The organism is Paenibacillus sp. BR1-192 (assembly GCF_029542445.1).
GTDB lineage: Bacteria > Bacillota > Bacilli > Paenibacillales > Paenibacillaceae > Paenibacillus_AQ > Paenibacillus_AQ lautus_A.
Window position 1 is genome coordinate 5,124,747 of sequence record NZ_CP120718.1, and the last position, 24,625, is coordinate 5,149,371.

Here is a 24,625-nt window from a genome sequence, read left to right on the forward strand (position 1 = left end):
CCTCGCGTTATTTGAACTCTACCGTTCGGTTTTCCTTATGAGCGATGTATGCCGCTTCCAATAGCTCCGTCAATTTCGTTCCCTCTTCCAAACCGAAGGGCATCGGCTTGTCATGAATCAATGCATCCGCCCATTGGATGATCGGAAGCGGCTGCTCTTTAGGGAGTTGAGTGGGTGAGATCCATCCGGAAAAGGGGGAATCGAGCTTCTTCGAGATGACTCTAACGGTATCATCCGAGATCATCAAGGTGCCCTCCGTACCGTAAATCTCAAGTGCAGAAGGGGTTCTGTACGTCACAAGGCTTGTTTCGACCAGTGCGACCGCATTGTTGACGAACTCAATGGAGCACTGCGCATTATCTTCCACTGCACGATGGGTGAAATAATGAAACATGGAGGTGATTCGTTTGGGCTGACCCAACATCCAGCTGGCTAAGTACATCGGATGACATCCCAAATCCATCATCGCACCGCCGCCGGTTTGCTTCTCATCGTACCAGTATTCCGGGAGCCAATTGTTCAATGCGCCGTCGTGGCCGTTCCGAATGCGCAAAAGCGTCACGTCCCCTAATACATGGTCATCGATCAGCTGCTTCGCGAACAATTGGTGAGGCCTTGTGCGAGCCGGAAATGAAATGCAGAACTTGACGCCTGCTTTGCGTACCGCTGCAGAAATTCGATTACATTCTTCTACGGTAAGAGCCATGGCTTTCTCGGTAAAGATGTGTTTGCCGGCCTCAGCGGCAGCTACCATGACGTCAGCGTGCATGCTTGTAGGAGCATCCACCACGACCCCATCGATGTCTTCCCGCTCTAGCAGCGTATCCAAATCCGCTTCAAAATCCGTTCCCAATTGGGCAGCCCATTCGCTTCCCCGTTCAGGCTGTTCGTCCCAGACTGCCGTGAGCTTGACGTTACCGTGCGATAGCAACCTTCTTGCATAATCATCTGCATGCACATGCCACTTACTTAACATCGCAACGTTCAACATGCGTTTCCCCTCCGTCATCGTTTATATTTTTTACAAGATTTTAGTTTTCTTCAAAGGGAGGTGGCGTATAACTTGCTCCAAATGGCGCATCAGGCCTTGAAAAATCCCCCATTAAAGCTCTTCGCACAGGCGTAGTTCTTTGCATAAAGTTGACATCGTTATGAAAACGGTCCGAGGGCTTTACCCACGGAGGGCTATAGATGTAATGCATGGTATAGCGGTCGTAATCCCAATTATGTTCGTGCGCCCGATGCCATACGGCGTTGTGAAACACCAGGACTGATCCTGCAGATGCACATACCACATGGCTGATCGGCGTACCCGAATTTGCAGTCCGGATCGAATCCGGTAGTGGAACGAGACTGCGGTGGCTGCCTGGAATGAACTCCATATTCCCCATGCCGGGTTCTTCCTGATCGGTCAATAAAAATGAAGCACGGAGCTGAATAAGGGGGACTGGGTACCCCAGATTCTTAAAATCGAAAGCGCTGGATCCGTCTTGATGCCAGCCTCCCATCCTCCCCCTTGCCGGCTGCATCGTATTCCACCCGGACTGCATAATGAATCGATCGCCAAGTAAACCCCTTATCTTCGGTAAAACCGATGGATGATCCATTAAGTTTTCAAGAGCGTGTTCAGACTCATACCCTCTGCCGACTTGACCCCAACCGACCGTACCTGCCGCTTCATGAATTCGAATGATTGCCTGCAGGCATGCTTTGACCTCCTCTTTCGACAGCACATTCGGAATGACAAAATAACCCCACGATTCGAACATAAACTTATCGAGTTCAGTGAATGCGCCTGCTGAAACGACCGGGTTTAACATGAGTTGTCCCCTCTCTTGCATATTTAAAAGAAGACTGACCTAGTATTCATGAAATATTCGGGATGGCAGTGACACCATCCCGCAAACCTCTTCACTAGAACCCGACATCATCACGTTCTGCAGCTTTTTGAGCCACGAACTCCGCCATTTCTTCCACGCCGGCCGCTCTGAATTTTTCTTGAACGCTATGAAGCATATTGAGAGCTTCTTCATCTGACCCTGCAAAAAACGCTTTCTTAAATTCCTCATCGAAATTCAAACTGCTGGTTTTATCGATATATTCCTGATATTTAGGCCACTCTCTTGCAAGGTAGCTGGCGCTTACTTTGTCTATGATTTTGATAGGCATTTTTGCCGAGAAACTTTCCTCCAGCTTTTGCCACTCCGTTTTTTGATCTTCGGGCGTAGGCCAAGTGACTTCAGAGGAGAATGCTCCTATGAACCTTCCTGGAAGATAATTAAGCCCTGCGTCTCTTTTGAAGTGCCCCCCTTAGAATAGACATTGGAAAACCCCCTTGGTTATTCCGATAAATTCTAAGGGGTGCATTTTTTATGGCAAAGAAAGGTCAAAAGTATAAATCATATTCAGATGAAGTGAAAAAAGAGGCGATTCGCCTTCATGTTGAGGAAAAGTGGACATATAGGCGAATTACCGAGCACTTTGAGATTCAAGATAAAGATCGTGTAAAAAAGTGGATGCGAAAGTATCGGGAATTAGGTGAGTTTGGATTATTGGATCAGCGAGGAAGACGAGAAGAATATTTGGATCAAGATCGCTATGTCCAAAAGCTAAAAAGGGAGAATGAAATGCTAAAAAAGTGCTTGGAAATCTGGATGAAGGAGGTAAGAAAGAAAGCTTCGCCATGATCGAACAAGCAGCAAAATCAGGGCAAGTAGCTGAACTGTGCCAGTTCATTGGTGTTTCTAGAAGTGGCTATTACGCCTATTTAAAGCGTAAAGAGAACGACCGGGATGCCGAAGACAAACGGCTGATCCGCAGAGTATACAAACGCTACGAAGGAAAGTATGGTTACCGACAAATCCAACTGTTCCTGTGGCAGGATCACGGTGTGTGGATGAATCACAAAAAGGTGCTACGTCTCATGCAAGAACTTGGGCTCCAAGCTAGCATTCGCAAGAAGCGCCAATTCAACATGGTATACAAGGCCGCGGAGCGTGTGGCGGAGAATCTGCTTAAGCGTAACTTTACGGCGGAGAGACCAAACCAAAAATGGGTAACGGATATAACCCAATACCGGGTGGGTGAGCGTTGGCTGTATCTCTCGGCGGTAAAAGACTTATTCAACAACGAGATTGTGGCCTACCAGCTCAGCGAGCGTAACGACAATGAATTGGTTCTGCAGACGTTCGCCAAAGCGTTTGCTAAGCAAAAAGACGTGACCGGATTGGTCGTTCACAGCGACCAAGGGTTCCAGTACACGTCTCATGCCTATCACGACATGCTGCCAAAGGTTAGCGCCCAAATCAGCATGTCTCGCCGGGGCAATTGCCTAGACAACGCCTCCATGGAGAGCTTCTTCTCGCATCTCAAAACGGAAGGGCTCTATCCTTATGATATCCGAAATCTAGCGGAGGCACAAAGCCGAATTGAGAAATACATACGATTTTATAATCGAAGACGACCACAGCGCAAATTAAATAAACTGACGCCGGTAGAGTACCGACGCCAGTTTACAGCCTAGGTGTTTTTTCAATGTCCACTAAATGGGGTCTTGACCATTTTCAGATCCGGGTTTTCATCGAATTGTTTTTTCACATCAGAGATCCATTGGGGTACCCCGTTTTCCATCGTGTAGTGCGTTCCTTCGATTCCGAAATATGCAAGCAATCGGCCTTCTTCGCTGTTGACATAATCAATGTACCGCAATGCGGCATCGGGATCTTTGATGTTAGCGCTTAAGAAAAGGACAGGGAATCCGGAACGGCCGGGTTTTTCCACTTGCGTTCGAATCTCTCCGCTCTTATTCTTCATCGGCCCGAGTAGTTCATATTGCATTTCCGGATTCGTTTTATACAGCGTTTTTTGTAAATCAACTAACATAGGCTGGGCTCCGAATACGGCAAGCTTGCCCGTCGTCAGCTTTTCATTCGCTGTTGTACTCGTATTGTTGAAGGCTTCAAGATCAAACAAACCTTCCGTTAATAACTTTCTCATGTATAACAACCTAGCTTCATGGTCCTTGGACTGCGTCCAGTGAATCAGTTTTCCATCCACTTCACGGTAGTCCGAAATCGTGTAATCCGTCCATCCGGCAAGGAATTGGCCGTAATCCCATCCGTTCCACATGGTTCCGGCAGGGATGACCGGCTTCCCGCCAATATCCTTGAAACCGCCGTCTCGGATCTTGATCAATAGATCCACTAGTTCTTCTTGCGTATCAATATCCTCCGCTTTTACATTTAAAGCTTTCAGGATATCTCCCCTGGCAAAAAGGCCGTAATTCCAATTATGAATGCTCTCAGGGGTACCGTCCGGGGTCTCCGTAGGAATGAGATACGTCTTGCCTTCGAATTCGGGACTATTGAGATCGAACTCGGCAAAATCCTTCGCGATCCCGGTAGTCACAAGTCTTTTAATATTCGGGTATTTATCGAGATAAGGGGTTAAATCCAGAAGCTGCCCTTCCATGGCCGCCTTCTTGATGACTTGTCCTTCTCCTCCTGTCGTAGACCAGAAAGGTGCGTTAACGATATCCGGAACCGTACCGGAAGCAAAAATGGTGTTTAGCTTTTCTACTTCGCTTGTCGTGATGGATTCCAGTTTCAACGTGACCCCGGTTTTTTCCCTGATCTGCCCGGCTACGGGATTATTCTCCTGGTCCTGCGGGAAACCGGCTCCGCCACCGTTCCAAGCACTGAGGAAAGACAAGGTCACCGGTTTTATTTCTTCAGTACCTTGCTCCTTCGGACCTGTGTCAACCGTACCCGCATCCTCCCCTCCGCCTTTTCCCGTACATGCCGTCATGGTTGCTAGAAGCAGTAAAGCGATTAGTGTCATGCCAAGAACACTCCTGCGCTTGTTCTTCCTCATCCTACAATCCCCTTCCATTGGAAGTTTTTTTATATAAAAGGCATAGCCTTCTATACCGACTACTCCTTAAGAGAACCTACCAGTACGCCTTTCACAAAATATTTCTGAAGAAACGGATACACGCAGATGATCGGCGTCGTTATAATGATGACGAACGTCATCCGCAAGGCTTCCGGCGTAACGCCTCGCAGTTCCATCTGCGTTTCGGTCATGTTTTGTATGGCGGAGCCGCTATTTCCCGACGACGACGTCATCGACTGGAAAGACGCTTCGCTGATCATCTTGTTCAGGAACGTAGCGGCAGGCTGCAGCTTTTCATTCTGTATGAAAAACTGACCGGTAAACCAGTCATTCCACACGCCCACCCCGACAAACAAAGCAATGGTAGCAAGCACCGGCATCGATAGAGGCAGAATGATTCTGGCAAATACGGACAACTCGCTTGCGCCGTCGATTCGGGCGGATTCCGACAGACCTTCAGGGATCCCGTCGAAGAAGGTTTTCATGATAATCGCATTGAAAAAGTTATATAGGGACGGCAGCACCAGCACCCAAAACGTATCCAGGATGTGGATTTGCCGGAACAGGATGAACGTCGGAATCAGTCCGCCGCTGAACAACGTGGTAAAGAAAAAGAAGAATACGATGTATTTTCTTCCCGGCAAACCTTTCCGCGAAAGGGCGTAGGCTAATAAGGCCGTCAAAAATACGGAGGCAACCGTAACCACAAGGGTTCGGGTAATGGAAATATAGAAGGAATTTAGGATCAACGTGTTGCTAAAAGCTTTTGCATAGTTTTCTAATGTAAACACTCTGGGGAAAAAATAGATTCCCCCTTCATCGCGTCGTAGCCGTCATTGAAAGACAGGGCTAGAAAATAGATAAATGGATATAGCGCCGTAGCGCAGAATAAAAGCAGCGCCGCATAGTTAAGCGTCATATACATTTTGTCTGCCGGCGACAGCCTACTTGCACCCATAACACACACCTCCTCATCTTCAGTGCTAGCTGATTACCATAACGATACGTTACTCACGCGTCTGGATATATTATTGACAGCAACGATGAGCAGCAGCGAGATCGCGGATTTGAATAAACCGATGGCCGTGGAATATGCTAATTGCCCCTGTTGGAGGCCTGTTTTTAAGACATAAGTGTCCAAGATCTCCGAGACGCTTAAGGTTGCCGGGGACTGCATCAGCCAGATTTGGTCAAAACCCGCGTTCAGTATTCCGCTGAGTGAGAAAATAAGCAATATGGCGATCGTTGGCGTAAGACAGGGAAGCGTGATCTTGAATAGTTTGCTCCACCTTCCAGCCCCGTCGATTTCCGCAGCTTCATACAAATGTGGATCGATATTCGTTAACGCGGCTAAATAAATGATCGAACCCCAGCCTACGCCTTTCCAGATGTCGGATATGAGGACCAATGGATAGAATAATTCCGGCTTTCCCATAAAAAAGATGGGATCCAAACCCATTTGGTACCGAATGTCATTGATAAGCCCTACGTTCGGAGACAGGATTTTTTGAAGCAGGGTAACGACAACGACCCATGAAACGAAGTGCGGCAGATAGGAAATCGTTTGAAACACTCTTTTGATTTTTTTGTGCATGACGGCATTGAGCATTAAGGCTAGGATCAAGGGAGCTGGAAATCCGAAAATAAGTTTAAGGGCACTAATGGATAACGTATTTCGGAGCACATCGTAAAAACTGGAATCGTTTAAAAACTGCTCGAAATATTTAAATCCCGCCCACGGACTCCCCAATATCCCCAAATTGAATTTGTAATCTTTGAATGCGATGATAATGCCGTACATCGGATAGTAAGCAAACACCAGGAACCAGATGATAGCAGGAAGCAAAAATAAGTATATGTGCCTGAAATACCATATTCTAGTTAGTTTCTTATTCTTTTTTAATTGCTCCAATCCAGGGATAAGAGCACCCTTTGGTACCATTCTCCGAACACCTCCTACATCTTCGTCGTACGGTATATAGCGACTGTCTCCCCCTCCTCCATTGCAAGCGGTTTCAATTTTATAGTTTAAATATATTCAATATGGTGTAGGAATCATTCCACAATTTCCTCATTTGGTTAAAAAGTAACCTTAAGTTATAGATAAACGGGGCAAAATCCCCTATCCCCTACCTTCTTTTCAGGTGTTTTTATTCCTCGGCAAGGATACATTATATTCAATATATCCTTATGAAATGGTCTGATAAAAAGTATTATATTGAGATGTAGCGACCTGCGAATGGATGGAAGAGCTTCTGTTGGATTTCTTTATTGATTTGATTTTGGGAAACTATTATGGGGGGGGATTTCATGAGAGGAAGTTATGGCCGACCTAGTAAAAGAGTCCGCGCAGCCATCGCTTCCATTGTCAGGCTCAGCGCATCGGACTCGTTATTAGGTTGCATATATAGGAAGAAGCAGATGTTGGTATCATGAAGTGGATGAAACGTTTTTTCCCGTCGTCTCGCCAATGACCAATTCCGGCTCCACTAGGGTTTTAAAGTATTTTCCGTCTTGTCCGTCATCACTGTTAATCACCTCAAGCAGCGTGTAAGCTGCACGGTAGCCCATGTCTCGTTCAAACTGTTTAACGTGCGTGAACGTGCTATATCCTTCGATGATGGAAGTCGGATCGTCAAAACTGATAATGGAAATGTCCTCAGGCACCTTCAATCCGGCTTGACGCGCAATCTGATAGATTTTTACTCCAAGAATTCCATTAAGCGTAATATAAGCCGTTGCCATTCGATTTTTGATATAGCGGTACAATGGATGGGTTTGCTCAAGGCTTCCGATTTCAAAACCGGTTACGATATGGGCAGGGTTAATGAGTGCTCCCTTTTCCTTGAAGGCATTCATATATCCATCGATCCGTTCTTGAACGGTTACGGTTTGTATGGGCGAATCGGAGCAGATGGCGATATCACGATGCCCCAGCTCCCACAGGTAATTGACCGCCATGTTAGCGCCAAGCCTGCCGTCCGATGCGATATAATGCGTTTCCACCCCGGGAAGGTAACGGTCGATGAGAACAAACGGAAACCCCGCAAATTTCATGCTTAATATTTCCTCGTTGAATAGTTCCTCGTCCACCGGGAAAATCAGCAATCCCTCTACTCCGATGTTACTGCATGTCTGGATCGCCTCTTTTTCCTTATCAATATCGCCCTCTGATAAATAGATAACGCAGCGGTAATCGTTCTCTTTCAGCGCTTGCTGAATACCTTGTATAAGTCGAATCGTAAAATAATCGTAAATGCTGGGCATAATGAGCCCGATCAACCGCGTCCCCATTTCTCCGCTAGTCTTATGGACAGGTTTTACGGTACTTATAGGAGGAGTGGCCGGCATCTGAGATTCGGGCTCGCTTACAAAAGTCCCCTTTCCGGGCACCCTGGTTATGATTTTTTCGTTAACCAAGCCGGCCAGGGCATTAACGACCGTAATCTTGCTTACTCCAAAACGCTCCATGAGTTCCTTTTCCGTAGGTATACGGTCTCCAACCTTCAGTACCTGCGACGATATCAAGTCGCGTATATACTCTTGAACCCTCTGATACAAAGGCATTCTTTCCGTAGAGCTCAACCGAATCACCACATTTCATTCAATATGTTTAATATATACGTTACGAATGGCGTAAGCGTTTTATTCCATGCTCTAATCATGAAACAGCGGCAGCCATGGACGAGAAAATCATGTCCTGACTGCCGCTGTTTATTTATTGATCTATCATATTCGTTAGCTTGCGCGGGAAAATACAAATTTATACTATGATGGATCATAAAAGTTGCTAAAAGAAAGGATAAGAACCCTTGTTTTTTTCGAAACATGTCTCATAAAAAATGAGAAGCGATTCAGATCTGTTCTTTAGTATTAGTGTTGGCTCATAGAAATCGTTAAATCCTTTGAAGACAAATTCGCCATGTATGCGTACTATTCACGATTATACAGTAGTACATTTCCGACAATGCATACTCTATATAAAAAAGGACCCGAGACATCTCAGACCAGCTGTGCGAAATTGGGATTATTTTTCCTTCCTCAAAACGCGGCTTCGAGGCAATAAAAGCGACCTGCATGGACGAAACACACAAAGTCCAGGGCTGTCACTGTTTTTATCGAACTGTTAAAAGTTGATTTTCTCGCCTTTAAAAGCTGCAATGTAAATTTGTTTCATTTGCTCCAAGGATAATTCCCGAGGATTGGATCGCGTACATGGGTCCTCAACGGCTCCCGCCGCCATCTGATCCATTTGTTTCTCGAAGTCCGCTTGATTGACGCCAACTTCTTGGAGTGTTAACGGCAGGTTCAACGTTTTGTTTAAACGGCGAAGCAAATCCGTTAATGAGTCAACTAATTGGTCGTCCGTATTGCCGTTAAGGCACAACGTTCTTGCGATATCCGCATACCGTTTGCTGTTCGCCTTCTTATTAAAGTCTATTACATACGGAAGATACAAGGCATTAGCCAAACCGTACGGGATTTTAAAGCTGTGCACAACTTCCCAAAAATCCATTGGAGAAAGCCATCCCGGCCAGACATTATTATGGACTGCTGAGTTTCCAAGCCCACCTCGTGTAAATACGTCTGGATTTTATCAAGATACCCTGATTTTTTAATAAATTGACCTCCGATACTATCGTAGCTTTTTCCCTTGGATGGTTTTCAGTGCCTCCAAGGATCCTTCACTATAATAAATATCTCTTGGAATGGTAAAACGATTCATGTGATTGCTCCACTTGTTTTTAATGAATAAGTATAATGTTCGCACTCCTTTCATGAACATTCACTTGACTTAATGAAAAATGGCACCCCAGCTTGAGTCTTGCCGAGGCACCATATGATTATTTCCCGAGAAGCTTTAGGAACTCCCGCATAAATCCGGGCAGATCAGGCCATGCCTGGCCAGATACAAGATTGCGATCCACATGGAGTTGATCCGTCACGTATTCCGCGCCCAAATTCTCCACGTCTGGACGGCAGGCAGGGTACGCGGTCATTTTATGATCTGCCAGCTTCAATTTCAGTCCGCTAAGTAATAACACAGCGTGGCAGATGGCGCCTACGGGCTTTCCGGTTTCAAAAAAATGGTTCACAATGCGGCCGATGTTCGGATCGAGCCGAATGTACTCAGGCGCACGGCCACCCGGAATGACCAAGCCGTCATAATCCGCTGGATTCACATCAGCAAACGATACATGACTTTGAATTTGATAGCCGGGTTTTTCTGTGAACGTTTCCCAGCCTTCAAAATCGTGCACGACGGTGCGCAGCACTTTCTTTGTTGGGGATGCAATCACCGCTTCATATCCTTCTTCCTGCAAGCGGTAATATGGATAATACACTTCAAGTGCTTCAACTGCGTCACCTGTAACAATCAACACTATAATCACCGTCCGCTTGATCTTTTATCCGCTAATTGCCAGATGGTGATCGATTCTGGAAAAATCGTTACAGTGGCAATCGTTGCTCTTAATTTTTTGCCTTCTCTGCCATCGAAACCAAACTTTTCGTTTCCCCGGAACCTGACCAAATGATGAGCAGATCTCCTTTTTCTAAGTTCGGGGTAACGGTCTCCCCTACTCAGCTTAGCCTGTCTTCAAGAAAGTCCACTGCCCGACCTAACTCGTTGATGATTTCTGTGAAATAATGAAATCGTTATTCCAAAAATCTAAGCTGCGCGTAAATATTCATAAAGACATTGGAATTCTTTATCCTGTAATAAGTAAACAACATTCGATGCATCGCCATCAAAGAAGATTACCCAGCACGTTAGTTCCTTCTTAAATTCAACCGGAATACTTGCCTGGTTCCCGTTCCTTATGTCGTCCGCTGATATGGCTTTAACATCTACTTTCCAGTCTTTATATGCTAAATGTGGATGCTGTTCCTCCATATAGTGTCTAGATACTTTAAGCACGCTCATGTTATTGCTCGCTCCCCTTATAGGTTGATAAAAAAGGAAAAAAGAGAAGATAAATCATCGTCACTGGATGATTTTATCTTCTCCCTCCTTTGTAGAGCGCCTAACCACTTCATTATTCATTTGAATTTGTATCGATTCAATTTTACGGTCATTGGCTATCGTAATTTTATTGATTAGCAAATGCAATAGCTGTTTTCTCTGTTCGCCTGTAATGGAATTCTTATAACAATCCTCAAAATGATCCATTACCCGTTTGACCGATTATAAATGATATTTTTTGCTTGCTGCCTTGCCCCAATTTTTGCTCAATCGGCACAATTCGGTCATCCAATAGCCTTTTTTCTTCATCTAACTTTACCAATCGGTCCTTTAAATCGGTCTTGTTTAATATTCCATCTTCGTACAGACCTATTGCCTTATCTTTCTTAGATTGAATAGCTTCCAATGAGTTTTTCAGAGATTCGATATTCCCTTTGGAGCAGTTCTGAAATCGTACGATTGCTTTCATTAATTTTACCAACTATATCTGCTGGTTCTTAACTGGGATGATTCATTGGAGCTTGAATCCACACGTTTCTCATTTTCTTACCTTACTCTGTCTGAACAAGGTACAAGCTCTGACTTCTTGTTGGCCACAAGCTCCAACTGTAACACCAGCAAATGCCATAGGATAGGACAGCACCAACTCTATCTGTTGAATGGATTTATTTTTCTTACATTTGGCTATATGAAAATTCAGCGAAGAGACTGTAGAATTAACTTAATGCTTTTACTAAAGCTTCTCCAAATTCTTTAGCGCCATCTGGACCATCACCAGTGATAATATCATCATAAGCAACAACATGTTTTTCAACATAGGTTACTTTATTCGCTTTTAATTGGTCTTTTTGCACATCTACTGGATAGCAAGTTGCTTCTCTTCCAGTAAGTAAACCCGTTTTAGCTACGGTAACCGCACCTGCACAAATTCCTGTTACAAGAACTTTATTAGAATACGCTTGTCTCAAGTACTCTTGTAATTCTTGGTTTCCCCATAGATGATCGTTCGTACCAGATCCACCAATAACAGATATAACATCATAGTCAGAAGCAAAAACGTCTGAGAAAATGACCTCAGCAGTTGCTTTACCTTCATAATCCCCTATGATTTCACCTGTTTTTGTACTTGCAATTGTCACATCAATTCCGTTGCTTTCCAATTCCGCTTTTGGTTGAAATAATTCGTCTTCATTAAAACGTTCTGGTGGTATAATTAAAAGTGCTTTTTTACTCATTTGTAGTTCCTCCTCATTAATGAAAAAGATTTGCCGGTAAGACGACCATTTCATTCTACTGCTTGTTTTCTTCACTGTGAAGAATGCACTTTTTTGTAAGGAGGTTACCGACAGGTTACAATTGATACATTTAAGGAGGTAAGAATTTATGCCAGATACATTTAGAGATGAAGTTAAAGAAAAGATCATAAATGGTGATTATAATTGTGAAAAGGAACTTACCTTATCAATTATAAGTGGTAAATGGAAAATTGTTATTTTATGGCATTTGGGGGTAGAAGGACCACATCGATTCAGTGATCTCCAAAGGCTTTTTCCAAAAATATCTCATAAAATATTAACGAATCAATTAAGAGAACTGATGGAAGATGGAATAGTTCATCGCGAGGTTTATCCAGAAGTTCCACCGAAAGTGGAATATTCCATGACTGAATTGGGGATGACTTTACTTCCTATCGTTGAAATGATGTATGAATGGGGAAAAAATCGGATAGCAGAAATCATAAAAGAAATGGATATCTCGGAATTAAACAATTAAGCATAAGCTTACATTTACAATGTTGCTTTACAAAACCTATTAGAAAAGAAGCACCTTCACTTAACTTGAAGTGCCCCCCTTAGAATAGACATTGGAAAAACCCCCTTGGTTATTCCGATAAATTCTAAGGGGTGTATTTTTGTGGTAATGAAAGGACAAAAGTTAAAGCAATATTCAAAAGAGCTCAAATTAGAAGCGATTCGACTTCATGTAGAAGAGAAGTGGACTTATCAGCAAATCAACGAACACCTTGGTATTCAAGACAAAGACCGAATGAAGCGGTGGATGCGAAAATATCGGGAACAAGGCGAGTTTGGATTATTGGATCAGCGAGGAAGACGAGAAGAATATTTGGATCAAGATCGCTATGTCCAAAAGCTAAAACGGGAGAATGAAATGCTAAAAAAGTGCTTGAAAATCTGGATGAAGGAGGTAAGAAAGAAAGCTTCGCCATGATCGAACAAGCAGCAAAATCAGGGCAAGTAGCTGAACTGTGCCAGTTCATTGGTGTTTCTAGAAGTGGCTATTACGCCTATTTAAAGCGTAAAGAGAACGACCGGGATGCCGAAGACAAACGGCTGATCCTCAGAGTATACAAACGCTACGAAGGAAAGTATGGTTACCGACAAATCCAACTGTTCCTGTGGCAGGATCACGGTGTGTGGATGAATCACAAAAAGGTGCTACGTCTCATGCAAGAACTTGGGCTCCAAGCTAGCATTCGCAAGAAGCGCCAATTCAACATGGTATACAAGGCCGCGGAGCGTGTGGCGGAGAATCTGCTTAAGCGTAACTTTACGGCGGAGAGACCAAACCAAAAATGGGTAACGGATATAACCCAATACCGGGTGGGTGAGCGTTGGCTGTATCTCTCGGCGGTAAAAGACTTATTCAACAACGAGATTGTGGCCTACCAGCTCAGCGAGCGTAACGACAATGAATTGGTTCTGCAGACGTTCGCCATAGCGTTTGCTAAGCAAAAAGACGTGACCGGATTGGTCGTTCACAGCGACCAAGGGTTCCAGTACACGTCTCATGCCTATCACGACATGCTGCCAAAGGTTAGCGCCCAAATCAGCATGTCTCGCCGGGGCAATTGCCTAGACAACGCCTCCATGGAGAGCTTCTTCTCGCATCTCAAAACGGAAGGGCTCTATCCTTATGATATCCGAAATCTAGCGGAGGCACAAAGCCGAATTGAGAAATACATACGATTTTATAATCGAAGACGACCACAGCGCAAATTAAATAAACTGACGCCGGTAGAGTACCGACGCCAGTTTACAGCCTAGGTGTTTTTTCAATGTCCACTAAATGGGGTCTTGACCAACTGTAAGGAAGGTGCTTCTTTTCTATCATCTTCACATGATTTCCCCCTATATTTATATTTGTTGAGTATATTACGTGAGAAATAGAACATGCTGCAGTAGTGTATTTAATACACAGGAGATCAGATCATGGAACAAAAATACATATTTGTATTTCTGATTTATCATTTTAAGGAGGTTAGTGCGCATGGGCAAAAAAAATCGCTACACTACTAACAAACTTATTTGAAGATGTTGAGTACACCGAACCAGCACAGGCCTTTAAAGAAGCTGGTCATGAAGTGATCACGATTGACAAACAGTCAGGCAACGAAGTAACCGGTAAGAAAGGCACATCTGTAAAAATTGATAAAGCCATTAATGAAGTCAATCCTGCAGACTTTAATGCTTTGCTCATTCCTGGTGAATTCTCTCCTGACTTATTACGTGAAGATGATCGTTTTGGTGAATTTGCAAAAGTATTTATCCAAGATGAAAAGCCTATTTTTTCCATTTGTCATGGGCCACAAGTGTTAATCGATACAGATCTTTTAAAAGGTGTCGACATCGCTGGTTATAAATCCATTCGCAACGATTTGAAAAATGCTGGTGCAAACTATAAAGATGAAGAAGTTGTCATCAGCAAAAATATTTTAACAAGTCGAGAACCAAAAGATATTCCCGCATTTAATCGTGAATAACTAAAACTTTTGGTTAAATAAACGTAATGATGTAAACACTTAAGTGTAAAAATAAGGAGGATACAAATTTGTCACTCAAAGGAAAAAAAGTGGTTATTTTAGGAGGCACATCTGGTATTGGTTTAGCTGCTGCCAAGGCGTTTCTCGATGAATCCGCTCAAATCATTATTGCCAGCCGGTCTGCTTCAAAATTATCTGACGCAAAAGCAATGCTTGGTGGTAACGTAGAAGGTTATGAAATCGACTTCCGTAATGAGAAAAAGGTTTCTGACTTTTTTAAGCAGGTTGGAAATTTCGACCATCTAATCGTTACTGCAGGTGAAGGCGCAATGGGTCACTTTAGCGAACTACATGTTGCGACCGTAAGAGAAGCTTTTGATAGCAAGTTCTGGGGCCAGTATATTTCGGTCCATGCAGCTCTTCCATACTTGAATAATGAAAGCTCCATTACATTAACTTCTGGTGTATACGGGAAACGCCCTCCTCAAGGTGCAACGACACTCGCTTCCATCAATTCAGCAATCGATGGATTAGTACGAGGCCTTTCAGTAGATCTGGCTCCTATCAGAGTAAATGTGGTTTCACCTGGTATCGTTGATACTCCTCTTTACGGCGGAATACCAAAAGATCAACGACAAGATATGTATAATGGCATTGCCCAGCAATTACCTGTTGGGCGTGTTGCCCAGCCTGAAGATATAGCGGAAACCTATGTTTATTTAGCGAAAAATGGTTTTACAACTGGTACATCGGTACTTATCGATGGTGGAGCTCATTTAATCTAATCCCGCGATATCAAATTCGACTGATTATTGATTTAGAATAGAAAGGAAAGGATGTGGTTCATGAGTTTTTTATGCTGGCAGTATTGCACGACAAGGTGGAAACAGTGAATACCATCTGGTCGATGAACGAATCGTTGGGCGCAAACCTGTTTCCTTAAGTTTTGTGGAAGCCGTAGCTCTTCCCCTAACCTCCATTACAGCGTGGGAAGCCTTATTTAACCGAATGTCTATTTCCCAGGATCCGGGCCCTAACAAAGGAAAGGCTCTGCTGATCATTGGTGCAGCCGGGGGTGTAGGTTCCATTGCCACTCAGCTTGCAAAACAAGCGGGGCTTACTGTAATCGGGACTGCTTCCCGATCTGAGACGATTAGCTGGGTTAAATCAATGGGCGCGGACTACACCATTAATCACCATGACCCGCTCCTTCCACAACTTCAAGCAATTGGATTTACAAACGTTCCGTACATTTTTTGCCTGAATGCATTGGAAAAACACTGGGCCAGTATTAGCGAAGCTATTTCTCCGCAAGGAGTTGTGTGCGCAATTGATGATCCAACCTCTCCGCTGGACTTCAAATTACTTAAGCAAAAAAGCGTTACCTTCGTGTGGGAGTTTATGTTTACTCGCCCTGTTTACGATACAGATGATATGATTGAGCAGCATCTATTGCTTAATCGTATTGCTGATGCTGTTGACCATCAAAAATTAAAGACAACACTGGCCGAAGTCCTTGGACCGATCTCAGCAGAAAATCTCCGTCAAGCCCACAAATTTTTGGAGAGCAATAGGACGATTGGTAAAATTGTACTAGAAGGTTTTGTTTAAAAATCTGTTTGAAGAGAGTATAAAAAACAATGAGGCTTCCCGATAAATCGGTGTTCGATAATTGCTATTGGGTATAAATCGAGTAGATGAGGGCGGCAAGCCCTCGATCTCTCATAACACCTAGCATGCAGGTCCGAACTAGGCGTTTCCTAAAAGCTCTAGATACCGATTAAACAAGCTCTTCAGCCCTTGGGACTCCCAAAAAGAGACCCCAAGTGCATAATTTGTATTACGGGAAACAGTCCAATATACACAAACCGTTCAGGAACACCGAGGCTCCGAAGATTCCTCCTGCGTGCACTTGGCTTCTTTCACTGTTTCCACAGGCACATTCTCAGCCTTTTTCGAATCCATTGGTCGAAGTTGCCGCAATGCTTCTTAGCGGAAGCGATTTGGAAGTAGCCGATACAGCCCATGAGGTAGCGGTTAAGGTCGCCAATTCGCTTGTCCATCGACATAGATATGGTTCGGCAAGTAAGTTCCTTGACCTATGAAGTGGATCACCGAATTCATGACTCGCTCACCGGCTCGCTGAGCCTGTTGGAGGAACCTGTCCATTACGGTCGGAATGCCAAAAAGTCGAAAACCGCCTCCGGGTTTGGGGATTTCCACCCGTCTGACCGGCTTCGGTTCATAGGTTCCCGCTAGGAGTTGGTTCTTCACCGTAAGCCAGTGTTCTCTCAGGTGAGCTGGAAGCTCTCGGCTACCGTCACACTGTCCACTCCGGGGGCTCCTCCGTTTTGTCTGCAGGCCTCCCTAGATAAGAATGTCATATTTCCGCCCGCGCTTGCCCAAGTTTACGCCCATGGTTTTTGGCGGCTCTGGATTTTGTCTTGTCATGGAGACTCATCCGGCCATGGACGCCTCAAATTGGATTCGTGTACCTCAAGCCGTGCGTTTGCCTCCGGCTTCCTTCAGATTCCGCCTCGCAACGGACACCCTTGCCATTGGCTATGGTAGGCGCTCGCCAGCCTCTGCTTTCCGACTTTCACCGTATAGATGACGCCCATGCTGGGCGTACATATAAAGCCGACTGCTGATCGCAGCCGGCTTTAATTACACAAAGAAACTTTCTTTTACTTATGATATGGTTCCTTGTATCAATATCACACCCTATCTTAAAAACTTTGCCGAAAACTGAAATGAACCTCAACAATGTGTTTTTTCAATTCTGATACTGCTGCCGCTTAAGTTTGTTATCTTCATGTCGCTTTCCTTAGTCTTTCCGATGTGCGACGACTTAGAAGGGAGTGATTCCGGACGGGGGTAGTGAACCGTATGTCATCATTCCAGAATAGACTCCCCTGACCGAGTTAAAAGAAGGGAAGCTGTTGTATTGAACAGACTTCGGATGACTGTATCTTGTCGGTTAGGATGCAGATCGTTGAGAACGAGAACTCTGCAGGAGGAAAGGGTAGAATACATCTGGTCAGCGAATACCGCATCCATAACAATAGTAGGACTCGGGGATGTACTGCCGAAAAGAGTAGTACATGCGTTTCCCGGAAATTGTTTTTTCGAATAACAAAAAGAAAGACAGCACAAAACTCGAATGGCGAGTCGTATATTGTCTTTTTTCGGATGCTCTGTTATCCTTGATTGTTGATTTTTGACCGAAAGAAAAAACCACCATTTAATGACGGTTCCATACTGCACTATCGTTCCCCGATAACAGCTGAATATGTGCAAAGCAAAGGGTATGTAGGATCCAGATCGTTCATCTGTTATCACTCCTTATGCTTGGATTCTTGTTTATGATTACCATTTTTCAATCGGCTCGGAACGATTTGCTTGGTTTGAATCACATCTACCGCTCCACATTGATTAAAGGATGTATTTTGATGTCGTAGTCAACATTAATTCTCATATTTCCCCAATATTTCAACCATTGTTCTTCCGTTATTTCTTTAGAAAACGGCTTAAGCGAATGTGTTCCGACCTCTAAAGGATCCACTTTCCACCGTTGCATTCTTTTTAATAAATCTGACGTTTGTTCCTCAAGGTAGAACTCAACCTCATGAATTAAATGTTCCAATTGTTCCTCACTTTGAATATTCTTTTCACCCTGGTATTCCTCAATTCTTGCGTTCAATCCCACTTGTAAAGACAAGGATGAATAGTCCCTCGATAGTTTCATGCAAACATTGGATCGAACACGTCCTAAACTGATAGATAACGCTGGAATGGCCAAGACTTTTAGAAAATGATCGTTATCCAGTAGTTGAAAAATTTCATCGTCCACATCTTGAATGACCATTACTTCTTTATCCTTTTGGAAGAAGGCTGTCCCTACGTAATTGAAATTGTTCTTATCCGAATGAAAAACCGGCAGAATCGGATCCTTAAGAGGGGAATATAACTTTTTCATAAATTGATGAATATTGACGATGCTCATTTCACCTTGGTTATGCTTCTCGTAATGCTCTAACATTCGGTAAAGAAAATAATCTTGGTTTCCTTGCTTCGTCAGTTGATTTTTTATATATTCATCAAAATCCCCTCTGACAACCAACAAATAAATACGCATTGAAATGTCGGGATCAATCATTAGCGTATTGATCAGCTTTTCAATGCCTCCTTCTTTTGCCAGCTCCTCATTGATTAATAACATTCGCAGCTGCCCCTGCTTTAATTCCTGATAATAAATTAAATTAAACTCCTTGCCTCCCTGTTTTAACAGAGAGACTTCTTTGGAGAGCAGACGTTTTTCTTCTTGGGTGAGCGGTGGTACTAAAGTACTAATTTTCAACTTTCCTTCCGCCCCCTTATCAACCGACCAGAAAACTACAGGAGCGATCTCTTCGATCATATTGTTCTCGACAAATGGAGAAGAACAACTGGTCATCCACATAAGGCTTACAATCACCAATATACCATAGTGCTTGTATAGTACCATCCCTACATACTCTCCTTTCGTTTAACTGCAGTATATAGAATCGTAGGAACAAGTAAATAAATGAATCCGCCGAGACAGCTCTGAATGTTAAGTAATAATTTTTGACCCGGAACGCTTTGCCATAACCATTGATTCATTAAAATGATGCTTATTAAAATGACGAACCAACTCGACAATAATCCAATCCGAGTCGTGCGTTCGTTCATTTTACTCATAATGACTCTTATGGCTCCATAAAAACACAACAGAAGAATTGAAATGTCGAACACATAATTAAACATATGAAAAGAGATAAGGATGTAATCGATTCGATCTAATGCGTTCGTTTCAATGTAGCTTCCCATATATACTACCGGAAAATTGATCTTGCTTAAGAAGCTCGAACCGTAAAACAATATCGTAGCAATGAACAATAATAAGTATTCAATGATCGTCAGCATGTTACCAATGACCAGATATTTCGTTATTTTTTTATTAGAGCTTAGCCATGGAACCATAAAGGCTAAATATACTGGACCAGAATATGCCGACCAAATAAACAATAAACCCTGCCATGATTGTCCTGACCATTCGGTAGGTATGAGGGGATATAAATCGCGATAATTTGCAATCGGTGGAAAGAAAAAAGGAATAAACACAATTAATATCCACGCCCCGCAAAGAAAGGCGATGACGACAAAACGCAATGTTTTCTCCATTCCATGTGAAGCCACATATAAGCTAATCAAAAGAATCACTAGGATCAGCCACTTTTTATCCATTGATGGATAAATAAAACTATGGAGCATTTCAACGTATCCCAGTGATAGTATTGAAATTTTTAACAATATTATCAGAAAACCAAATATTGCGAAAACTTGAACCATCCGTTTCCCGAAAAGCTGTAAAAATCCTTGATAACCTTTTGCTGCATAACTGGAAGTAAACCATTTAGACAGCAGCATCAAATTAAGTTGGGACAGCAGACCCATCACGATAATTCCCCAAACCATATACGAATGAACCAAATAAACCGGCATAATTAAAACATAATAATGCATTTGCGTACGATTGATCAATAAGAGGAAGTAGATTCCATCAAAGGTTGAAGTTCGATTATATAGACTCTTCACTTCTTTATCTCCTTACGCGATTTCCGCAGTGGTTTTAGGTTTTTAGGACGCGTTTTCATCCATATTAAAGGGCCGCGGATAAATAGGTCCTTCCAGTCCCTCCCATAAAAAGGGGCAATCGGCGCAAAATAAGGTTGACCTAATGACGTTAATCCATGGATATGTGCAAGAATCCCGATCAGCCCGATCACGATTCCCGGCAACCCAAGAAACGATGCAAGGATAAGAAGAAGAACTTGCATCAGCACCATGGATTTTGTCACTTGATAATTGGGAACTAAAAAGAAAGCAATCGCGGATATACCCATTAAAACAATCAATACTTTACTTGCAAAGCCTGCTTCTACAGCCGCTTGTCCAATAACGATACCACCGATTACACCTAACGTTTGACTGGTTTTAGACGGCATTCGCAGACTTGCTTCTTTGATGATTTCCAGCGTTATGATCATAAAAAATCCTTCCGCAAATGGAGTAAAGGGCAATTTGCTTCTCGATTCCAATAATACGAAAAGTATCGGCAACGGAATCATCTGGTAATGAAATGTTGTTAACGCAACATAAAAAGGAATCATCGTCAAAGAAACAACAAAACTTCCGTACCGGATTAATCGTAAAGCACTTGCTACCGGCCAACGAAGGAAGTAGTCTTCCGGCGATTGGAATAGATGAAAAAAAGTAATGGGTCCAATCAATGCAAACGGTGAATTGGAAATCAATAGCGTCAGCTTTCCCTCTCCTAAGGCGTAGGCGCAGGCATCCGGCCGATCCGTTTGGAGATACTGGGGTAAGACCGAGTGATGATGATCTTCAATAAACGCTGCAAGCTGAGAGGAGTCTAGAAATTGATCGAAATCCACACTTTCGATTTTTTCTCTTGCATAGGAAACATATTCTGGATTAATTAATCCGTCTATGTACAGTAACACAACCTTCGATTTACTCAGTGAACCGATAGTGAAGCATTCCGTCTTTAATGCCGTTATAGGCAAACGTCTGCGTAACATTGTAATGTTCTTATCAATTTGTTCGCTGAAGCTGTCTTTCGCTCCATATATAACAGTTTCCGTTTGGGAAGGTTCAACTGCTCGGCCAAGAGGATTTTCCATTTGGACGCCTAACCATTGATGGTTGACTGAATCGTTTAGAAGAATAAATCCTTGCATTATTTTTTGCTCAGCATCTTCGATCGATATAACTTCCGAAACTTTGGCATTGGTTATGCATGAAGAAAGAGAACTGCCGGCAGAACGATGAAGTGGCTGAATAATCGTCTCGTTTAAACGCTCTTGATCGATTAACGTTTTTATGTATAAAAGATAGACTGAGGCACTGGTACCCATTCTGTGCTCAACAATTTCGGCATCATCCATATGGTTTAATTTCTGTTTTAATTCATCAAGCCATGTGGACATTTGATAATTTTTCATTTGAGGGTCTTTTTTAACCATAATCTTCTCCATTATTAAAGTAATCAAAATCATGTGGTTTTTATCTTGCCCTGTAATCGAAAAATCATACGACCAGCAATTTGTATTTCAAACTGCAACGTTTTGAGATGTGGTTTGAGTCACACAACAATACTATATGTAGCCTAAGGGAGTAGCAGATTTATTTGGTGTTAGATATGCCGAGGTGAAAACTGCAGCTGAGGTTAGTAAAGTCATCAGATTATCTAGGTATGTAAGTTATGCATAGTTCATCTTCGGGGGCAACTTTCTTCGCCCCGCAAGCATGTAATGCCAAAAAGTTTGCTTCATTTATGGTACGGTTCCCCGCGTTGTCTGTAACGGCAAGTTTTTCTCTGAAAAGGAATTCGTTAGCCTACTGTAGAATCTTGATAGAAAGATGAAATCGGAAAGGGTTGTGTTCAAAAATGGCCAATTCCAAATTCCCTTTGTTCCAGGAAAACTTCGTCCTACAAGCACGTAGTAAAACTCATCATTGGGAAGGTACTGGACCACTTTCCATCAAAACATTTCGTAATGGTCGCGCCTATTACAAAACAAAACTTGGGCATTACGCAGTTGAAAGTGATAGCTACCTTCTTCTAAACGAAGGGGAGCACTACGCGATTGCAATTGAATCAGAAACAGAAGTCGAATCATTTTGCGTATTTTTTAGAGCTGGCTTTGCTGATGAATTTCACAGAGAAATTCATCTAGGAGTAGAGAAGATTTTAGACGATCCATTTTCGGATTCAAAACACCAATTGCACTTTTACACAAAGTCATACCGACATAGTCACTTGATAACTCCAATTATCGAAAACTTTAAGAAGTCCTTACCTGTACTCGGTAGCGAGAGTCTCTGGGTCGATGAACAGTATCAAAATCTAATGCAAGCATTAGTTAACGTTCATCTGAAAATTTCTCAAGAAATCAATGCACTCCCAGGAATACGACCAGCAACTAGGGAAGAACTATTTCGGCGGTTGACACTTGCATACGAATACTTACATGCTTATTACAATCAAAACGTGTCCCTTGAAGAAGTTTCGAGAGTAGCGTGCATATCCAAAAACCATCTGATTCGCAACTTTCGTCATTTCTTCCAAAGGACACCTCACCAATTCATCATTGAAAAGAGAATACTTGAAGCACAGCGTCTTCTTTCTCAAACTGAGGGTAGTGTAACAGAGATTAGTTTGAGTGTTGGCTTCGAAAATGTTTCTTCCTTCAACAAGGTCTTTAAACAAAGAACTGGCTTTTCACCCCAGGTGTTTAGAAAAAAGTGATTTTGGCAAAGCACTGTTTAATCCACACATGTTACATTTAATGTGTGGAAAATACAATCTTGCAAGGGGGAGATAATCTATGAGTTCAGAATTTCAAATCAAAGGTATTGGACAAGTGTCCATTCGGGTACATAACATGGAAGTTGCTACTCGATTCTACCAAGAAACTCTAGGCCTAAACATGTTGTTTCAGATTACAAACATGGCGTTTTTCGAATGTAACGGTATTCGAATTATACTGAGCATTCCCGAAGGCCCCGAATTCGATCATCCCAGTTCTGTATTCTATTTCAATGTTGACAACATTAGCTCTGCGTACGATACATTAATCAATCGGAATGTACAATTTTTGAGCAAGCCACACAAAATTGCTGAGATGGGTCAAACTGAAACTTGGATGGCGTTCTTTCATGACCCAGACCAAAACGTACATGCCCTGATGAGCGAAGTGCCTGTCTCCAAATAATTGATAAGTACCAAACACTTTTTCAAGCTTATTATGATTTTGGTCACCCGGATATCGGGTGGCCTTTTCTAATTTCAGGAGGGATTTGGACATGCGAACCATCAAAACCCAGCAGGACATCAACACCCTGCAAAGCGTCAAATTTTTGCCGGAAGCGTTCCTTGAACACATCGACAAGTACTTACGGCAACTGGAAGCTGCTTTGGCGAACGATGAGGAGGTGTTCTCACTCGAACATCATGGCTACATCGTCTTACTAGAAGCGGGCGACAACGTCCGCGACCTCGGAAACGTGGGGCTGGGCCGCGAAGATGGCGGACTGCTTGGATGTTTTCCCGAGTACGTCGAACTGCTCGACGTAGGCGGAGGGCTCCAGGCGTACAAAATCGCTGTGCTGTACGACAACGACTACCTGATGACGTTCTTCACGCAGGCTGGAGCACACGACGAGGAGGTGGAACATTGGCTGAAAGACCAAGCGGAAAGAAGCTGACCGGCAAACGAACTGGTTCTCCAGAAGCTGAAGGAGACGTTCGAGCGGAACGAAAACGTCGCCGCCGACAGCAACTGGACTAATGTTTGGGTCATGCTTGTCGCAATTGCCTCTTTTTCTGAGAGTTCTGCACTTCCGACATGGCCCCTGCCCCATTCTGAACAGAGACCTTCACATCACGTCCGCGTAGTGCTTCGGACATCGACAAGCGAAGGATACAATCCCTAAGTTGACGGTTCCGATTTCTTTTTCTTCGTAGATTCGGAAAGTCAGTTGGTTGAATTCGTTTGGGAAGAGGAATGCTTCGGGTACAGCCCGGATTATCACGGAGGCACAGTATAAGGAGCTTTGACTTGGACAAGCCAACTGGCGGAACCGTGCTTCGTTCAGCTTGCAGACCCTTTCTGCTAGTTTTCCGTCAAATTCCACCTACGAAAAGCGTCAGAAGCGAAAGTTACAACACGACAGTTTGGTCGCTCCTGACGCTTTTCAAAGGGCCTTGGTTTTCTTCCACACCTCTACAAATAGGGCTTCTAACTCTTTCACATTGGGAGCTACTGACCCTTTTTGAGGAATCTAAGTGTCCCGCTTTTCTGTGGGATTTTTTTTGCAACCGCATTCAATGAAAAATAAAACCTATATTATAATCCTAAATGATGTTTAATCGGTAG

At 43.3% G+C, this 24,625-nt stretch carries 24 protein-coding genes and 4 pseudogenes; 11 read left to right on the forward strand and 17 right to left on the reverse strand.

Features of this window, described 5'->3' with window-relative positions:
- Window positions 1–7 precede the first annotated feature (7 nt).
- From P0X86_RS23060 to P0X86_RS23070, 3 genes are all read right to left on the reverse strand, one after another.
- Window positions 8–991, reverse strand: a complete 984-nt coding sequence (locus P0X86_RS23060; RefSeq protein WP_192571059.1) for a Gfo/Idh/MocA family protein — start codon at window positions 989–991, stop codon at window positions 8–10.
- Between the two features lie 40 nt (window positions 992–1,031).
- The gene (locus P0X86_RS23065) at window positions 1,032–1,820 is read right to left on the reverse strand and encodes a phytanoyl-CoA dioxygenase family protein (protein WP_277746563.1); all 789 of its coding nucleotides are present in this window, start codon (window positions 1,818–1,820) and stop codon (window positions 1,032–1,034) included.
- Window positions 1,821–1,914: 94 nt separating this feature from the next.
- Complete coding sequence (locus P0X86_RS23070; protein WP_009589969.1) at window positions 1,915–2,169, reverse strand: conserved domain protein; 255 nt, start codon at window positions 2,167–2,169, stop codon at window positions 1,915–1,917.
- A 203-nt stretch (window positions 2,170–2,372) separates the two neighbouring features.
- Between P0X86_RS23070 and P0X86_RS23075 the strand changes: the two genes are divergently transcribed.
- Both P0X86_RS23075 and P0X86_RS23080 read left to right on the forward strand, forming a co-directional pair.
- On the forward strand, window positions 2,373–2,687 hold the full coding sequence (locus tag P0X86_RS23075; RefSeq protein WP_277746115.1) for a helix-turn-helix domain-containing protein: 315 nt from the start codon (window positions 2,373–2,375) through the stop codon (window positions 2,685–2,687).
- Window positions 2,684–3,523: an IS3 family transposase gene (locus P0X86_RS23080; protein ID WP_277746116.1), complete on the forward strand. Its 840-nt coding sequence runs from the start codon at window positions 2,684–2,686 to the stop codon at window positions 3,521–3,523. The genes P0X86_RS23075 and P0X86_RS23080 overlap by 4 nt, the downstream gene beginning before the upstream one ends.
- An 8-nt stretch (window positions 3,524–3,531) precedes the next feature.
- Here the strand turns inward: P0X86_RS23080 and P0X86_RS23085 are convergent, their stop codons facing one another.
- The 10 genes and pseudogenes from P0X86_RS23085 to P0X86_RS23130 all read right to left on the reverse strand — a co-directional run bounded on the left by P0X86_RS23085 (window position 3,532) and on the right by P0X86_RS23130 (window position 12,093).
- Window positions 3,532–4,839, reverse strand: a complete 1,308-nt coding sequence (locus tag P0X86_RS23085; protein WP_277746564.1) for an extracellular solute-binding protein — start codon at window positions 4,837–4,839, stop codon at window positions 3,532–3,534.
- 92 nt (window positions 4,840–4,931) lie between these two features.
- Window positions 4,932–5,851: pseudogene (locus P0X86_RS23090) on the reverse strand (carbohydrate ABC transporter permease).
- Between the two features lie 33 nt (window positions 5,852–5,884).
- Window positions 5,885–6,835 carry an ABC transporter permease gene (locus P0X86_RS23095; protein ID WP_096776017.1) on the reverse strand — a complete coding sequence of 317 codons (951 nt, stop codon included), beginning with the start codon at window positions 6,833–6,835 and terminating at the stop codon, window positions 5,885–5,887.
- Window positions 6,836–7,323: 488 nt separating this feature from the next.
- Window positions 7,324–8,460 (reverse strand): GntR family transcriptional regulator, encoded by a 1,137-nt coding sequence (locus tag P0X86_RS23100; RefSeq protein WP_277749080.1) that lies wholly within the window; start codon window positions 8,458–8,460, stop codon window positions 7,324–7,326.
- Between the two features lie 559 nt (window positions 8,461–9,019).
- Window positions 9,020–9,409 carry a dehydroquinate synthase/iron-containing alcohol dehydrogenase family protein gene (locus P0X86_RS23105; RefSeq protein ID WP_277746566.1) on the reverse strand — a complete coding sequence of 130 codons (390 nt, stop codon included), beginning with the start codon at window positions 9,407–9,409 and terminating at the stop codon, window positions 9,020–9,022.
- A 328-nt stretch (window positions 9,410–9,737) separates the two neighbouring features.
- Complete coding sequence (locus P0X86_RS23110) at window positions 9,738–10,277, reverse strand: DJ-1/PfpI family protein (protein ID WP_277746567.1); 540 nt, start codon at window positions 10,275–10,277, stop codon at window positions 9,738–9,740.
- 26 nt (window positions 10,278–10,303) lie between these two features.
- A pseudogene (locus tag P0X86_RS23115) lies at window positions 10,304–10,476 on the reverse strand (SIS domain-containing protein); the annotation flags it as partial.
- A gap of 88 nt (window positions 10,477–10,564) precedes the next feature.
- Entirely contained in the window at window positions 10,565–10,819 is a 255-nt protein-coding gene (locus tag P0X86_RS23120) for a hypothetical protein (protein ID WP_277746568.1), read from the reverse strand.
- A gap of 232 nt (window positions 10,820–11,051) precedes the next feature.
- The gene (locus P0X86_RS23125; RefSeq protein WP_277746569.1) at window positions 11,052–11,327 is read right to left on the reverse strand and encodes a hypothetical protein; all 276 of its coding nucleotides are present in this window, start codon (window positions 11,325–11,327) and stop codon (window positions 11,052–11,054) included.
- Window positions 11,328–11,574: 247 nt separating this feature from the next.
- On the reverse strand, window positions 11,575–12,093 hold the full coding sequence (locus tag P0X86_RS23130) for a DJ-1/PfpI family protein (protein ID WP_277746570.1): 519 nt from the start codon (window positions 12,091–12,093) through the stop codon (window positions 11,575–11,577).
- Window positions 12,094–12,241: 148 nt separating this feature from the next.
- On the opposite strand from P0X86_RS23130, the gene P0X86_RS23135 reads away from it, so the two are divergent.
- The 6 genes and pseudogenes from P0X86_RS23135 to P0X86_RS23160 all read left to right on the forward strand — a co-directional run.
- Window positions 12,242–12,631 carry a winged helix-turn-helix transcriptional regulator gene (locus tag P0X86_RS23135; protein WP_031537027.1) on the forward strand — a complete coding sequence of 130 codons (390 nt, stop codon included), beginning with the start codon at window positions 12,242–12,244 and terminating at the stop codon, window positions 12,629–12,631.
- Between the two features lie 147 nt (window positions 12,632–12,778).
- Complete coding sequence (locus P0X86_RS23140) at window positions 12,779–13,087, forward strand: transposase (RefSeq protein WP_277749081.1); 309 nt, start codon at window positions 12,779–12,781, stop codon at window positions 13,085–13,087.
- Window positions 13,084–13,923, forward strand: a complete 840-nt coding sequence (locus P0X86_RS23145; protein WP_277746571.1) for an IS3 family transposase — start codon at window positions 13,084–13,086, stop codon at window positions 13,921–13,923. Before P0X86_RS23140 ends, P0X86_RS23145 begins: the two co-directional genes overlap by 4 nt.
- Before the next feature lie 236 nt (window positions 13,924–14,159).
- A complete protein-coding gene (locus P0X86_RS23150; RefSeq protein WP_277749082.1) occupies window positions 14,160–14,639 on the forward strand; it encodes a type 1 glutamine amidotransferase domain-containing protein in 480 nt (159 codons plus the stop codon).
- Between the two features lie 68 nt (window positions 14,640–14,707).
- Window positions 14,708–15,424: an SDR family oxidoreductase gene (locus P0X86_RS23155; protein WP_277746572.1), complete on the forward strand. Its 717-nt coding sequence runs from the start codon at window positions 14,708–14,710 to the stop codon at window positions 15,422–15,424.
- Between the two features lie 64 nt (window positions 15,425–15,488).
- A pseudogene (locus P0X86_RS23160) lies at window positions 15,489–16,250 on the forward strand (zinc-binding alcohol dehydrogenase family protein); the annotation flags it as partial.
- A gap of 138 nt (window positions 16,251–16,388) precedes the next feature.
- On the opposite strand, the pseudogene P0X86_RS23165 reads toward P0X86_RS23160, so the two are convergent.
- The 4 genes and pseudogenes from P0X86_RS23165 to P0X86_RS23180 all read right to left on the reverse strand — a co-directional run.
- Window positions 16,389–16,993, reverse strand: a pseudogene (locus P0X86_RS23165) (group II intron maturase-specific domain-containing protein); the annotation flags it as partial.
- A gap of 1,064 nt (window positions 16,994–18,057) precedes the next feature.
- Window positions 18,058–19,146, reverse strand: a complete 1,089-nt coding sequence (locus P0X86_RS23170; protein ID WP_277746573.1) for a Ger(x)C family spore germination protein — start codon at window positions 19,144–19,146, stop codon at window positions 18,058–18,060.
- 2 nt (window positions 19,147–19,148) lie between these two features.
- Complete coding sequence (locus tag P0X86_RS23175) at window positions 19,149–20,258, reverse strand: GerAB/ArcD/ProY family transporter (RefSeq protein WP_277746574.1); 1,110 nt, start codon at window positions 20,256–20,258, stop codon at window positions 19,149–19,151.
- On the reverse strand, window positions 20,255–21,709 hold the full coding sequence (locus P0X86_RS23180) for a spore germination protein (protein WP_277746575.1): 1,455 nt from the start codon (window positions 21,707–21,709) through the stop codon (window positions 20,255–20,257). The genes P0X86_RS23175 and P0X86_RS23180 overlap by 4 nt, the downstream gene beginning before the upstream one ends.
- Window positions 21,710–22,134: 425 nt before the next feature.
- On the opposite strand from P0X86_RS23180, the gene P0X86_RS23185 reads away from it, so the two are divergent.
- The 3 genes from P0X86_RS23185 (at window position 22,135) to P0X86_RS23195 (ending at window position 23,954) form a co-directional block, all read left to right on the forward strand.
- Complete coding sequence (locus tag P0X86_RS23185; protein WP_277746576.1) at window positions 22,135–22,995, forward strand: helix-turn-helix domain-containing protein; 861 nt, start codon at window positions 22,135–22,137, stop codon at window positions 22,993–22,995.
- A 79-nt stretch (window positions 22,996–23,074) separates the two neighbouring features.
- Window positions 23,075–23,461 carry a VOC family protein gene (locus P0X86_RS23190; RefSeq protein WP_277746577.1) on the forward strand — a complete coding sequence of 129 codons (387 nt, stop codon included), beginning with the start codon at window positions 23,075–23,077 and terminating at the stop codon, window positions 23,459–23,461.
- Window positions 23,462–23,552: 91 nt separating this feature from the next.
- Window positions 23,553–23,954 carry a hypothetical protein gene (locus P0X86_RS23195; RefSeq protein WP_277746578.1) on the forward strand — a complete coding sequence of 134 codons (402 nt, stop codon included), beginning with the start codon at window positions 23,553–23,555 and terminating at the stop codon, window positions 23,952–23,954.
- Window positions 23,955–24,625 lie beyond the last annotated feature (671 nt).